General features: G+C 64.3%; 9 protein-coding genes. 5 read left to right on the forward strand and 4 right to left on the reverse strand.

Features of this window, described 5'->3' with window-relative positions; translation table 11 throughout:
- Positions 1 to 66: 66 nt before the first annotated feature.
- Together CWO89_RS16940 and CWO89_RS16945 are read right to left on the reverse strand one after the other, a co-directional pair.
- Positions 67 to 1,791, reverse strand: coding sequence for a SulP family inorganic anion transporter (locus CWO89_RS16940; RefSeq protein WP_130579920.1), 1,725 nt, complete (start codon positions 1,789 to 1,791; stop codon positions 67 to 69).
- A 9-nt stretch (positions 1,792 to 1,800) separates the two neighbouring features.
- Complete coding sequence (locus CWO89_RS16945; protein WP_130579921.1) at positions 1,801 to 2,400, reverse strand: TetR/AcrR family transcriptional regulator; 600 nt, start codon at positions 2,398 to 2,400, stop codon at positions 1,801 to 1,803.
- 102 nt (positions 2,401 to 2,502) lie between these two features.
- On the opposite strand from CWO89_RS16945, the gene CWO89_RS16950 reads away from it, so the two are divergent.
- Both CWO89_RS16950 and CWO89_RS16955 read left to right on the forward strand, forming a co-directional pair.
- Entirely contained in the window at positions 2,503 to 3,747 is a 1,245-nt protein-coding gene (locus CWO89_RS16950) for an efflux RND transporter periplasmic adaptor subunit (RefSeq protein ID WP_130579922.1), read from the forward strand.
- A gap of 111 nt (positions 3,748 to 3,858) precedes the next feature.
- On the forward strand, positions 3,859 to 7,041 hold the full coding sequence (locus tag CWO89_RS16955) for an efflux RND transporter permease subunit (protein WP_130579923.1): 3,183 nt from the start codon (positions 3,859 to 3,861) through the stop codon (positions 7,039 to 7,041).
- A 26-nt stretch (positions 7,042 to 7,067) separates the two neighbouring features.
- On the opposite strand, the gene CWO89_RS16960 is transcribed toward CWO89_RS16955, so the two are convergent.
- Positions 7,068 to 7,292, reverse strand: a complete 225-nt coding sequence (locus CWO89_RS16960; protein ID WP_130226165.1) for a hypothetical protein — start codon at positions 7,290 to 7,292, stop codon at positions 7,068 to 7,070.
- A 286-nt stretch (positions 7,293 to 7,578) separates the two neighbouring features.
- Positions 7,579 to 8,379: an SDR family NAD(P)-dependent oxidoreductase gene (locus CWO89_RS16965; RefSeq protein ID WP_130579924.1), complete on the reverse strand. Its 801-nt coding sequence runs from the start codon at positions 8,377 to 8,379 to the stop codon at positions 7,579 to 7,581.
- A 200-nt stretch (positions 8,380 to 8,579) separates the two neighbouring features.
- On the opposite strand from CWO89_RS16965, the gene CWO89_RS16970 reads away from it, so the two are divergent.
- The 3 genes from CWO89_RS16970 (at position 8,580) to CWO89_RS16980 (ending at position 14,509) form a co-directional block, all read left to right on the forward strand.
- Positions 8,580 to 12,050 (forward strand): indolepyruvate ferredoxin oxidoreductase family protein, encoded by a 3,471-nt coding sequence (locus CWO89_RS16970; protein WP_130579925.1) that lies wholly within the window; start codon positions 8,580 to 8,582, stop codon positions 12,048 to 12,050.
- A gap of 164 nt (positions 12,051 to 12,214) precedes the next feature.
- Entirely contained in the window at positions 12,215 to 12,631 is a 417-nt protein-coding gene (locus CWO89_RS16975; RefSeq protein WP_463700921.1) for a hypothetical protein, read from the forward strand.
- A 300-nt stretch (positions 12,632 to 12,931) separates the two neighbouring features.
- Complete coding sequence (locus CWO89_RS16980) at positions 12,932 to 14,509, forward strand: alkaline phosphatase D family protein (RefSeq protein WP_165421198.1); 1,578 nt, start codon at positions 12,932 to 12,934, stop codon at positions 14,507 to 14,509.
- Positions 14,510 to 14,731: the final 222 nt, after the last annotated feature.

Consider the following 14,731-nt stretch of genomic DNA (forward strand, 5'->3'; position numbering starts at 1 on the left):
CGCCCGATCGTAAGATTTCCGCTTGGCCGTCAGAAGCTGACATGTACGCCGTTAAGAGTACACACCCTAGCGGCCGGCTTTTTCTTCCCAGTCCTCCCATTCAACATCGCTATTGATTTCGAGGTAGGCGGAAACGGCGGCGCCGACGGTCGGGAAGAAGTTGTCCTCGCCAAGCTGCGCCAGCAATCCGAATTTCTTCAGCTTGTCCTTTACGGGATCCTTGAGCTCCGCAAAACGAAGCTCGATACCCCGTGCCTGCAACGTCTCGTCCAGCTTGGCAAGTGTATCGCCGGCGGTGACGTCCACACTGGTGACCGGCTCCGCGGCAACGACCAGCCAGCGCACGGGCGTTGGTGATTTCGCCACGGCGTCCAGAACGCGCTCATTGAAGAACTCGGCGTTGGCGAAGAACAGCGGCGCATCCCACCGAAACAGCACCAGCCCCGGGATCTGGCGTGCATCCGGATATCTGGTGATGTCGTGATAACCCTTGACGCGGTCGGCGCGGCCCAACACGGCCGAGTGCGGGCGCCACCCATCCCATAGGAATTCGGCGATGGCGATGACGATTGCGAGACCAATTCCCGGAATGACCCCGAGCACGGCCACGCCGACAAAGCAGACGATCGATAGCCAGAACTCCCACTGCTGGATGCGATAGATTCGTTTGAGGTCGGTGACTTCGAACAACCCGATCGCCGCGGCGATGACGACGGCGGCGAGCGCGGCGTTGGGCAAATGCTGAAGGAGGTTTGGCGCTGCCAGCAGAAGAAGGGCGATGACCAGCGCGCCGACGACACAGGTCAGTTGCGTGCGGGCGCCGGCGGCTTCCGCAACCGGCGTGCGCGAACTGCTGCTGCTGATCGGAAAGCCCTGGAAAAAGCCGGTGGCCAGATTGGCGGCGCCGAGCGCCACCATCTCCTGGTTGGGATCGGTCTGCGTGCTCAGCCGTGCGGCAAAGGCGCGGGACAGCACGCTGGTGTCGGCGAACGATATCAGCGCGACGGCGCAACCTCCGAGCATGACTGGCCATATGTCGTTATAGCCGATCAAGGGAATGGCGAAGCCCGGCAATCCTTTCGGAAGAGAACCCAGAACGGTCACGCCGTAATGGGGCCCGAGATCCAGCGCAGCGACAATGACCGTCGCTGCGACCACCGCAATCAGGATGCCTGGCAGTCGCTTGTTGTTCCGGAGCAGGAGAATAACGATCAACGTGCCGAGCCCAATCCCGAATGCGACCCGGTTGGTCTTGCCTTCAAGGATTGCGTCGGCGATCGACCACATGCTCCGCAACGGTCCTGCGCTCTCAATGGAGAAGCCGAAGAGCTTTGGCAGTTGGCTGATCAATACGGTCAGGGCAATGCCGTTCATATAGCCGTAGCGTATCGGCTTGGAGAGAAGCTCGGTCACAAACCCCAGACGCACGATGCCGGCCAGAATGCATACCGTCCCGGAAACGATGGCCATCATGCCGGCCAAGGCTACGGCGCGCATGGGATCGCCACCCGACAACGGAACGACAACGCCGAGGATGACGGCTGCCAGCGCCGAGTCCGGTCCCAGCACAAGGATGCGGCTGGGGCCGAACAGCGCGTAGGCCAGCAGCGGAACGATCGTTGCGTACAGACCATAGATGCCGGGCAAGCCCGACGCTTCCGCGTAGGCAATCCCGACCGGGACCAGCATGGTCGCCAGCACGAGCCCGGCGAAAAGATCATGCGGAAGCGACGCCGCTTCATATCGACGGACGGTGTCGAGACCTGGCAGCCAGCCGCTCCAATGCCTCATTGCCGGTCGCTACGAATTGCTCTGCTCCTCGATTGCCTTCACCGATACCGCCGCGACCTGCCGAAGCGCCTCGCGGTCGGCGCCGGACGAGGCCATCACGCCCATACCGGCGATGACTGCGGAGAGATAGCGCGCGAGCGCGGCGGGGTCAGCGGTTTCCTTCAGGTCGCCCTCGGCCTTCGCCCTTACGAAGCGCTCGCGGAGCTGGTTCTCGGTCTGCGCCCGATGGGCGGCGAGTTCGAAGGGAACGTTTTCCGAGCCGGTGCCGCAGGCAAGGCCGCCCTGGACCAGAAGGCAGCCGGGTGGGTTGGCGGGGTCGGTCTGGCTGTCGGCAGTGCCCATCAGCATGCGCTCGGCCACCTCGCGGGCGGTCGGCGCGCTCACGATTTCTTCCAGCCAGCAAGCGCGCTTGGCGCTATAACGATCGAGCGCAGCCTTCAAGAGGCCCTCTTTGCTGCCGAAGGCCGCGTACAGGCTTGGCGGATTTATGCCCATGACTTCAGTGAGTTGCGCGATCGTCGCGCCCTCATAGCCGTGCCGCCAGAACACTTCCATCGCCTGGTCCAGCGCCGCGTCGGCGTCGAACGCCCGGGGCCTGCCCATCGCCATTGCGTGCTCCCTGAAAATTTCTTAACATCCGCTACATAAGTATCTTGCGGACCGGCGTCCAGCTCCACATTTGTAGCGCTCACTACATTATGGAGCGCGCAAATGCCCCCCGCCCGCATTACCCCCCGTTCTGGCCGATTCCGACGCATTGTTGGCGGTATTGTGATCGTTGGCGCCGTCGCGGCGGCCGGATCGGTCCTTTCCGGCCGCTATTTTTATGCCGCGCAGGCGACCAGTGCGGCCGCCGCGCCGGAGCAGGCCGTCGCCGTGACGGTCGCGGCCATCGAACCCCGACAGGCCAACCTGTGGGACGATTTCTCCGGCCGGCTCGAGGCCATCGACCGTGTCGAGCTGCGGCCGCGTGTCGCCGGCGCGATCCTGGCGACCAATTTCACTGAGGGTTCGCTGGTGAAGGCCGGCGACGTCCTGTTCAAGATCGATCCCGCGCCTTACGCCGCGGAGGTCGACAAGGCGAGGGCGCAGCTCGAGGCCGCCAAGGCGCGCGTGGTCTTCACGACGAGCGAGCTCGAGCGCGGCGCGCAGCTCGTCGGCAACGCGGTCGTGACCCGGCGCGACTATGACCAGCGCGACAATGCCAATCGCGAGGCGATTGCCAACGTCAAGGCTGCCGAAGCGACGCTGCAAACCGCAAAGCTCAATCTCGACTACACCGAGGTGCGCGCTCCCGTGGACGGCCGCGTCGGCAAGTTCGAGGTCACCGTCGGCAATCTCGTCGCCGCCGGCACGGCCTCGCCGGTATTGACCTCGCTGGTCTCGATCAATCCGATCTATGCCAGCTTCGATGCCGACGAGGAGGTGGTGCTGCGCGCGTTGAACTCGATTGCGGACGCTTCCGGCACCCGCGGCAATCTCGACCGGATCCCGGTCGAGATGACGACCTCCGGCGGCACCACTGCCAAGGGCCACATCCAGCTCATCGACAACCAGGTCAACGGCCAGAGCGGCACCATCCGCGTGCGTGCGGTGTTCCGCAATGATGACGGCCGCCTGATCCCGGGTCAGTTCGCACGCGTGCGCATGGGCCAGCCCGAGAGGCAGACGCTTGTGCTGGTCGATGAGCGTGCGATCGGCACCGACCAGGACAAGAAGTTCGTGATGGTGGTCGGCGAGGACAATCGCGCGGTCTACCGTCCGGTCGCGCTCGGCGGCTCCGTCGACGGCCTGCGCATCGTCACCTCGGGCCTGAAGTCCGGCGACCGCATCGTCGTCAATGGCCTGCAGCGCGTGCGCCCCGGCGCTCTCCTGAAGATGGAGGTCGCCGAAATGGGCGCGCGCAACACCCAGCAGGCCGCCAACGAAGACAACAAGCACATCGCAACGCGGTGATGCGGAAGCTCCCCTCATCCCGACCTTCTCCCCGTACGCGGGGAGAAGGGGAAGTTCGGCTTCAACTGAATTGATCACATTGTAAGGCTCCGCTTAAGCGGGGACAGACCCATGAATCTCTCAAAGTTCTTCATCGACCGACCGATCTTTGCAGGCGTCCTCTCGGTCCTGATTTTCCTCGCCGGCCTGATCTCGCTGTTCGCGATGCCGATCTCGGAATATCCCGATGTCGTGCCGCCGTCAGTCGTGGTGCGCGCGACCTATCCCGGCGCCAATCCGAAGGTGATCGCGGAAACGGTTGCTACCCCGATCGAGGAGCAGATCAACGGCGTCGAGAACATGCTCTATATGAGCAGCCAGGCGACCACCGACGGCGCGATGACGCTGACGGTGACCTTCCGCCTCGGCACCGATCCCGACAAGGCGACGCAACTGGTGCAGAACCGGGTGCAGCAGGCCGAGCCGCGGCTGCCGGCGGTGGTGCGCCAGCTCGGCATCATCACCAAGAAGAGCTCGCCCGACCTCACCATGGTCGTGCATCTCCTCTCGCCGAACAACCGCTACGACATGACGTATCTGCGCAACTACGCGGTGCTCAACGTCAAGGACCGGCTGGCGCGGATCGACGGCGTCGGCGACGTCCAGCTCTATGGCGCCGGCGACTATTCGATGCGGGTCTGGGTCGATCCGCAGAAGGCCGCCGAGCACGGCCTGACTGCTAGCGACATCGTCAGGGCGATCCAGGCGCAGAACGTGGAAGCCGCCGCCGGCGTTGTCGGCTCCTCGCCGAGCGTCAAGGGCATCGACCTGCAGCTCTCCGTCAACGCCGAAGGCCGGCTCGCCAGCGAGGACCAGTTCGGCGAGATCGTGGTGAAGACCGGCTCCCGCGGCGAGGTAGTGCGCCTGCGCGACGTAGCCCGCATCGAGCTCGGTGCCTCCGAATACGGCCTGCGTTCCTTGCTCGACAACAAGCAGGCGGTCGCGATCCCGATCAACCAGGCGCCCGGCTCCAACGCGCTGGATATCTCCACCAAGGTCCGCGCGACCATGGCCGAGATCAAGAAGAACATGCCTGACGGCGTCGACTACAAGATCGTCTACGATCCCACGCAGTTCGTGCGCTCCTCGATCGAGGCGGTGGTGCACACGCTGCTGGAAGCGATCGTGCTGGTCGTCTTGGTTGTGATCCTGTTCCTGCAGACCTGGCGCGCCTCGATCATCCCGCTGCTCGCGGTGCCGGTGTCGATCGTCGGCACGTTCGCGGTGATGCATGTGTTCGGCTTCTCCATCAACGCGCTCAGCCTGTTCGGCCTCGTGCTCGCGATCGGCATCGTCGTCGACGACGCCATCGTCGTGGTCGAGAACGTCGAGCGCAATATCGAGGCTGGGCTTTCTCCGCGGGAGGCCACCTACCAGGCGATGAAGGAAGTGTCCGGCCCGATCATCGCGATTGCGCTGGTCCTGATCGCGGTGTTCGTGCCGCTCGCCTTCATCTCCGGCCTCACCGGGCAGTTCTACAAGCAGTTCGCGCTGACGATCGCGATATCGACCGTGATCTCGGCCATCAACTCGCTGACGCTGTCGCCGGCGCTCTCGGCACTGCTGTTGAAGGGCCATCACGAGCCCAAGGACAAGCTTACGATCATCCTCGACAAGGCCCTGGGCTGGTTCTTCCGCGGCTTCAACCGCGTCTTCACGCGCTCCTCGGAGAATTACGGCCGCAGCGTCACCCAGGTGATCTTCGGCAAGGCCGCCGTGATGGGCGTCTATGTGCTCCTGATCGGCGTCACGGTCGTGCTGTTCAGGCAGGTGCCGGGCGGCTTCGTCCCGGGCCAGGACAAGCAGTATCTGGTCGGCTTCGCGCGGCTGCCTGACGGCGCGACGCTCGATCGCACCGAAGAGGTCATCCGCAAGATGAGCGACATCGCGCTGACCCAGCCCGGCGTCGAAAGCTCGGTGGCGTTCCCAGGGCTGTCGATCTCCGGCTTCACCAACTCCTCCAATGCCGGCATCGTGTTCTCGACGCTGAAGCCGTTCGACGAGCGCAAGAGCTCTTCGCTCAGCGGCAATGCGATCGCCGCGGAACTGAACAAGAGATATGCCGGCATCCAGGAGGCCTTCATCGCGATGTTCCCGCCGCCGCCGGTCAACGGCTTAGGGACCATCGGCGGTTTCAAGCTGCAGATCGAGGATCGCGCCGGCCTCGGCTATGACGCGCTCAACGATGCGACCAAGGCGTTCATGGCGGCGATGTCGAAAGCGCCGGAGATCGCAGGCCTGTTCTCGAGCTTCCAGGTCAACGTTCCCCAGCTCTATGCCGACATCGACCGCACCAAGGCGTTGCAGCTCGGCGTGCCCGTGACGGAAGTCTTCAACACGCTGCAGATCTATCTCGGCTCCTACTACGTCAACGACTTCAATAAATTCGGCCGCACCTATTCGGTCTATGTCCAGGCCGACGCGCCGTTCCGCGCCCGCGCCGACGATATCCGCCAGTTGAAGGTGCGTTCGTCCTCAGGCGACATGGTGCCGCTGTCGGCGCTGTTGAAGATCCGCCAGAGCGCAGGGCCCGAGCGCGCGATCCGCTACAACGGCTTCCTGTCCTCGGACATCAACGCCGCCGCGGCGCCCGGCTATTCGTCCGGCCAGGCGCAGGAAGCGGCGACGCGGATCGCCGCCGAAGTGCTGCCGCCGGGATTTGCCTTCGAGTGGACCGACCTGACCTATCAGGAGTTCATCGCCGGCAATTCCGGCCTCTGGGTCTTCCCGCTGGCGATCCTGCTGGTGTTCCTGGTGCTGGCTGCACTCTATGAGAGCCTGACGCTGCCGCTCGCGATCCTCATGATCGTGCCGATGGGACTATTGGCTGCGATGTTCGGTGTCTGGTTTTCGGGTGGCGACAACAACATCTTCACCCAGATCGGCCTGATCGTGCTGGTGGGATTGTCGGCGAAGAATGCGATCCTGATCGTCGAGTTCGCGCGCGAGTTGGAATTCGCCGGCCGTTCGCCGATTCGCGCCGCGATCGAGGCGAGCCGCTTGCGTCTTCGCCCGATCCTGATGACGTCGATGGCGTTCATCATGGGCGTGCTGCCGCTGGTGCTGTCGACCGGCGCGGGCTCCGAGATGCGGCGCGCGATGGGCGTCGCGGTGTTCTCGGGCATGATCGGCGTCACGATCTTCGGTCTGTTCCTGACGCCGGTATTCTACGTGCTGCTCCGCAGCGCCACCGGCATGAAGCCGCTGACGCATCACGGCGAAGCTACCATTCCAACAAAGGCACACGCGGCATGACGCCGCGTGTGCTCACACACCTCGCCTCAGGCGGCGAGGTCCTGCAGCAGTTTCGACGAACCGCGCACCAGCACCTTGCGTCCGGCAGGTGTTAACGCGAGCGAATCGCCGCGCATCGCGGCGAGCCCGAGCGTGATCAGGCTTTCGACCGCAAACCTGCTTATTCTCGAAGGGTTTGCTGCAGGTGCACGCAACGCTTTGAGAACTTCCCACTGATCCGTTGTCAGTTCGTAGTCGAATTCGTCGTTCATGGTCCCTCGGATTCGTTAACCATCGACGGGGCGCGTATTACCGAGCGCTCGTGAAGAACATGCGACCAGAACGAGTCAGGATTTCGAATTACGGGGATAGACCGTCACATCATCGTGTGGCTGGAATTCTTCAATATTTTCAAGCCATCCATTGAATCTTAACCAGGTGATACAGCAGTGCTCCTGACGTGTAGCCCGGGTGGAGCAAAGCGTAACCCGGGGCATCTCATCCACATTCGCAGGCGGTCCCGGGTTACGCTCGCGCTTCACCCGGGCTACGCACCTTTCAACCGCGCCGGACGCTGGCACCGCCGTCCACAGGCAATGTGACACCGGTAATAAAACTCGCTTCATCCGAAGCCAAGAACAGTGCGGCATTGGCGACGTCCCAGCCGGTGCCCATCTTCCGTCGCAGCGGCACCTTGCTGTCACGCTCGGCCTCGACCTCGGCACGGCTCTTCCTGAATTCGCGGGCGCGGGTGTCGACTGCCATCGGCGTGTTCATCAGGCCGGGCAGGATCACATTGGCGCGAATGCCGTATCGCGCGTTCTGATAGGCGAGCTGTTCGGTGAAAGCGATCATCGCCGATTTCGTCGCCTTGTAGGCGACGTAAGGATAGGTCGTGATCGCGGCCATCGACGAGATGTTGATGATGGCGCCGCTTCGCTGCGCGCGCATGATCGGGATCACATGCTTGGCGGCGAGGATGCAGCTCTTGAGGTTGATCGCGACGCAGCGGTCGAACGCCTCTTCGCTGATCTCGAGCAGTTCGGCATCGCCGCCGGAGAGGCTGACGCCGACATTGTTGTGCAGGATGTCGACCTTGCCCCAACGCTGATGCGCATCCGCCACCATCGCCTTGATCTCGGCGTTCTTCGTCACGTCGGCCTTGAAGGCTGCAGCGGTGCCGCCCTTTGCCGCGATCATGTCGACGGTCTCCTGCGCCGAATCCAGGTGGTGGTCGACGCACAGCACCTTGGCGCCTTCGCGCGCGAAGGTGAGCGCGGTGGCGCGGCCGTTGCCGATGCCCTCGCCGGGGCTCTGGCCGGCGCCGACGATGATGGCGACACGATCTTGAAGGCGCATCTCGTTTCACTCCCGCTTTTCGTTCTTGTCCATCGGGTTCTCCCCGTTGACAACAGCGTTTCAAAGATGCGCTGGGCCGGCAAGGGGGCGGGAAATGCCGGGAGATATGCTGTCAGGCCATGAATGCAGGCCCTTCAACGCATAGCAAAACGGTGCATTTTATGCAGCCATAAAAAGCTTGCACGAACGGGGAGCGAAGCATGTCGCTGATGGAAGTTGGCCTGGACGACAAGTACCGGTTGGACGTCAAACGCATCTTCCTTTCCGGTACCCAGGCGCTGGTCCGGCTCCCCATGTTGCAGCGCGAACGCGATCGCGCGCAGGGACTCAAGACAGCGGGTTTCATCTCCGGCTACCGCGGTTCGCCGCTCGGCATGTACGACCACACATTGTGGCGGGCAAAATCTTTCCTCAAGCAGCATGACATCGCCTTCGTTCCCGGCCTCAACGAGGATCTGGCGGCGACCGCGGTGTGGGGCAGCCAGCAGGTCGGCATGTTTCCGGGCGCCAAGGTCGATGGCGTGTTCGGCATCTGGTACGGCAAGGGCCCCGGCGTCGACCGCTCGCTCGATGCGCTGAAGCATGCCAACTCGGCCGGCACTTCGCGGAACGGCGGCGTGATCGCGCTCGCCGTCGACGACCATGGCTGCCAGTCCTCGACGCTGGCGCATCAGAGCGAGCAGGTGTTCGCATCCGCGCTGATGCCGGTCGTCAATCCGGCCACGCTGCAGGACTATCTCGACCTCGGCATCCTCGGCTTCGCGCTGTCGCGCTACAGCGGCTGCTGGGTCGGCTTCAAGGCGATCTCCGAGACGGTGGAGAGCTCGGCCTCCATCATCAGCGATCCCGGTCGCATCCAGATCGTGACGCCAGATGATTTCGAGATGCCGCCGGATGGCCTCTCCATCCGCTGGCCCGACGCGCCGCTCGAGCAGGAGCGGCGCCTGCACGGTCCGAAGATGCAGGCCGTCGCCGCCTTCGCCCGCGCCAACCGCTTCGACCGCATCGTGCTCGACTCCAAGCCGGCGCGGCTCGGCATCATGGCAACCGGCAAGGCCTATCTCGATTTGCGCCAGGCGCTGGCCGAACTCGGCGTCACCGACGCGGAAGCACAGGCGCTGGGCTTGCGCATCTACAAGGTCGCGCTGACCTGGCCGCTCGAGGAATCCGGCGCCCGCGCCTTCGCCGAGGGGTTGCAGGACGTGCTGGTGGTCGAGGAGAAGCGCGGCTTCATCGAGGACCAGCTCATCCGCATCCTCTACAATGTCGATGCTTCAAAACGTCCGTCGGTGGTCGGCAAGCGCGACGAGAGCGGCGCGGTGCTGCTGCCGAGCGAGGGCGAGTTGACGCCGACCATGGTTGCCGCCGCCGTTGTTGCGCGGCTTCGCAAGCTTGGCCATCGCAGCCCGATGCTGGAGCAGCGGCTGGCCAAGCTCGAAGCTTTCGATCGGCCGGCCGAAGGCATCGGCGCGGCCAAGCTGCAGCGCACGCCCTATTTCTGCTCGGGCTGCCCGCACAACACTTCGACCAAGATACCCGAAGGCAGCCGCGCCATGGCCGGCATCGGCTGTCACGGCATGGCGCTGTCGATCCCGGCGCGCCGCACCGCGACCATTTCGCATATGGGCGCGGAGGGCGTGGCCTGGATCGGGCAGGCGCCGTTCACCGACGAGCAGCACGTCTTCCAGAATCTCGGCGACGGCACCTACACCCATTCGGGCCTGCTGGCACTGCGCGCCGCGGCCGCCGCCGGCGTCAACATCACATACAAGATTCTCTATAACGATGCGGTCGCGATGACCGGTGGCCAGCCCGCCGAAGGCAGCTTCACGGTGTCGCAGATCGCGCATCAGGTCGCCGCCGAAGGCACCAAGCGTATCGCCATCGTCTCCGACGATCCGACCAAATATCCCGCCAACTATTTCCCCACTGGTGCCACCATCCATCACCGCCGCGAGCTCGACGCCGTGCAGCGCGAACTCCGCGACGTCGCCGGCCTCACGGTCCTGATCTACGACCAGACCTGCGCCGCGGAGAAGCGCCGCCGCCGCAAGCGCGGGCTCTATCCCGATCCGCCGAAGCGCGTCTTCATCAACGAGCGCGTCTGCGAGGGTTGCGGCGACTGCTCGGTGCAGTCGAACTGCGTTTCGGTGCAGCCGCTCGAGACCGAGCTCGGCCGCAAGCGCCGCATCGACCAGTCCAACTGCAACAAGGACTTCTCCTGCATCGAGGGCTTCTGCCCGAGCTTCGTCACCGTCCATGACCCCAAGCTGCGCAAGGCCGACCGTGCCGCTGCCGATCCGTCGGCGCTGTTCGCGGACCTGCCGACGCCGAAGCCGCAGGCGCTTTCCGGTTCCTACAACATCCTCGTCACCGGCATCGGCGGCACCGGCGTCATCACCATCGGCGCGCTGCTCGGCATGGCCGCCCATGTCGAGGGGCTGGCCTGTTCGACGCTCGACTTCACCGGCCTGTCGCAGAAGAACGGAGCGGTCATGAGTCATGTCCGGCTCGCGCCGCGTGCGGAGGATCTCGCCAGCGTCCGCATCGCCGCCGGTGGCGCCGATCTGATTCTCGGCTGCGACATCGTGGTCGCGACCAGCGTCGCGGCGCTGAGCCGGGCCGAGCGCGGCGTGACGCGCGCGATCGTCAACGCCGACCTGCTGCCGACCGCGAGCTTCGTGATGAATCCCGACCTCGATTTCGAGGCGGGCGCGATGCGTGATACGCTGAATGAAGCCGTCACCTCGTCCGACCTCGACATCCTCGACGCCACCGGGCTGGCGACTGCGTTGATGGGCGACAGCATCGCCACCAACGCCTTCCTGCTCGGTTTCGCGTTCCAGCGCGGCGCGGTGCCGATGTCGCTGGAGGCGCTGATGAAGGCGATCGAGCTGAACGGCGCCGCGGTCGACATGAACAAGATGGCCTTCTCCTGGGGCCGGCTTGCCGCGCACGACCTGGCGCGCGTCGTCAGCGCCGCGCGTTTCAAGACCTCGAGCGCGGCGCCGGCAAGGCGCACGCTCGACGAGACCATCGCCTTCCGCGCCAAGTTCCTCGCCGATTATCAGGACGAGGCCTATTCGCAGCGCTACCTCGCCGACGTCGCGCGCGTCCGCGCTGCCGAAACCGCGGCCGCTCCCGGCTCGCACGAACTGACGGAAGCGTTCGCCAAGGGCTTGTTCAAGCTGATGGCCTACAAGGATGAGTACGAGGTCGCCCGGCTCTATACCGATGGCGAATTCGCCAAGGCGTTGAAGGAGCAGTTTGACGGCGAACCCGGGTTGAAGGTGCTGCTCGCCCCGCCGCTGTTCGCGCGCCGCGATAAGGTCACCGGACATCTGCAGAAGCGCGAGTTCGGGCCGTGGGTGTTCAGCGCGTTCAAGCTGCTGGCGCGGCTGAAAGGCTTGCGCGGTTCCGCGCTCGATATTTTCGGCTACACCGCCGAGCGACGGATGGAGCGGGCGCTACCGGGCGAATATTCGGCGATGATCCTTCGCCATCTCGACAAGAAGCTGGTGGATTTACCGCGGCTGGTGGCGCTGGCGAAGTCTGCCGAGTTGGTACGCGGCTACGGCCACGTCAAGGAAGCCAACGTCGCGCGCTACCGTCAGGAATGCCAGCGGCTCGAAGCTGCGATCGGCCAGCCGGTCGCGCAGGCGGCCGAGTAGGTCCCGATCCAGTCCGGTTCTTGTCCGGTTCTTGGGCCGCAGGAAGCAACCTGCGGCCATTACTTTCGTTGATCGGTAACCGTGCTCGCAGGATCGGCTGGAATTGTCCGGCCGGCTTCCTACATGATGGGCATGTTCCATTGGAGTCATTTCGGAGGCGTTCGGTGAGCTCCAGAAATGCAGTTCTGGCCGCCGTTGCCACCGCCGCCCTGGTCCTGAGCGTCCCGGCGATGGCGGACGATTACCGCCCCGGCGACTATTTCAATCTCGACCTCTCCAAGGCCGTGCTGTCGCCCAAGCGCCTCGGCCCGCCGACCGAGTTCGCCCGGGTTCCCGTCGAAGCCAAGAGCGATCACAATGATGCTGCACATGTGGTCGCGGAACCGAAGCCGGTGCAGACGAAAAGGGTCAGGGCAGCGCATGTCGCGCCTGCGCCTGAGCGGTCGGTGCGCACCGAGCGCCGTGTTCCCGCCCGCGCCAAGCTTGCCCGCCGCCACGGCAACCCGCTCGACGCCCAGGCCCGCGACACCCGCATCCAGACCTGGCCCTGCCGCTCCGGCGGCATCTGTAACTGGCGCTGACCCGCGCGCCCGGCAAAGTCTTAAGAGCACCACTGGCGTACACATTCTCCGTCATGGCCGGGCTTGACCCGGCCATCCACGAAGCCGCTTGCGTGGCTGCAAGACGTGGATGCCCGGGACCCGGCTACGCCAAGGCTTCGCCGAGCGCTCCGCTGTCAGTCCGGCGAAGCGATAGCGAAGGCGGGCAAGCCCGGGCATGACGAGGGTGTTTTCACGAGTCATCCCCCTGTCGTAAAACCGTAAGCCGAGAGTCAAGCAGCGCGGGCAACCTTCGTCGCGATTCGACGGAGATCCTGCCCAATGGCGATCGCGACACGCGCCAGGCGCGGCCTGACCCGGCGCCAGCTTCTGATCCGGTCAGGCTCATCAGCCGCACTCGCAAGTCTTGGCACTCTCGCAAAACCCTATCTCAGCCGCGCTGCTGATCGCCCCGAACTTCGATGCGGGATTCAATCGGGCGACGTCTCGGGCGATGCCGCGGTGATCTGGTCGCGCGCCGATCGGGCCGCGCGGATGCAGGTGGAATGCGCAGCCGACGAGAATTTCAAAACCATCCTTCGCACTGTTGCGACCGACGTGTTGCCTTCGACCGACTTCACCGCAAAGCTCCTGCTCGACGGCCTGCCGCCGGGACAGGACATCTTCTATCGCGTGCGCTTTGAATCGTCGGATGGGCTTGCGGGCGAGGCGAGGACCGGCCGTTTCCGCACGGCGCCGGTGACGCGCCAATCGATCTCCTTCGTCTGGTCCGGCGATACCGTGGGGCAGGGCTGGGGCATCGATCCCTCCCGCGGCGGCCTGCGCAGCTACCGCACCATGCTGGAGAACCGTCCCGACTTCTTCATCCATTCCGGCGACCACATCTATGCCGATTGCCCAGTGCCGTCGGAGTTGCCGTTGCCGGACGGCACGCTCTGGCGCAACATCGTCACCGAGGCGAAGTCGGCCGTTGCCAGGAGCCTCGAGCAGTTTCGCGGCAACTACAAATACAATTGGTATGATGCAAACTTCCGCGCCTTCCATGCGGAGGTGCCGATGTTCGCGCAGTGGGACGACCACGAGGTCGCCGACGACTGGTCGCCGATCGGCACCGTTGATGAGGCCGGCTATGCCGAGGACGGCTCCTCGCGTCTGGTGGCGCGGGCGCGGCGCGCATTTCACGAATTCATGCCGATGCGCCCGGTGTTCGAGCAGGACGGCCGCGTCTATCGCAAGATCGCCTATGGCCCGCTGCTCGACGTGTTCCTGATCGACATGCGCTCTTACCGCGACTCCACCTGGAACAAGGGCGATGGCAGCGACAGCTTCATCCTCGGCAAAACACAGTTGGCGTGGCTGAAGCGAGAGCTGGTCGCTTCCAACGCCACCTGGAAGGTGATCGCCGCCGACTTGCCGATCGGCCTCATCAGCCTGGATGCGGTCGCGCTCGGCGACGGCCCGCCGGAGCGGCGCGAGCATGAGATCGCCGATCTCCTGTCCTTCATGAAGCGCGCCGGTATCCGCAACACGATCTGGCTCACCGCCGACATGCATTACACCGCGGCCCATCATTACTATCCGAACCGCGCGGTATTCCCAGATTTCGAGCCGTTCTGGGAATTCGTCTCCGGCCCGCTGCACGCCGGCTCCTGGTCGCCTGGCGTGCTCGACAACACTTTTGGCCCAAAGGCTATGTATCAGAAAGGCTGCAGCCCGGAGCAGGGCGACAACCTCGCCCCATGCTTCGGCCTGCAATTCTTCGGCCGCATCGACATCGACGGAACGAGCGAGGTAATGACGGTGACGTTGAAGGACGTCGATGATCGCGACCTCTGGTCGGTCGATATCGAGCCGCAGCCGGATGCGCGGCCCGGCGAGATCATGGCCGAGCACATCTGACTCCCTTCGTCTTCCGGGGCGTCCGAAGGACGAGCCCGGAATCCATCAGGCCGCAGGCGCAAGTGGAGAAATGGATTCTCTGATGTGCAATTGCACATCATAGCTCGATGCTGGCGCATCGCCCCGGAATGACGGTGTGGTTGCTTTCCGTGCGACAAATCAACCCGACGGGCAAATCAGTCGAAAGTCTGTCCAGACTATCAGCGAAAAATATTCCGCTTT

Origin of the sequence: Bradyrhizobium sp. Leo170 (genome assembly GCF_004296405.1) — a bacterium.
Lineage (GTDB): Bacteria > Pseudomonadota > Alphaproteobacteria > Rhizobiales > Xanthobacteraceae > Bradyrhizobium.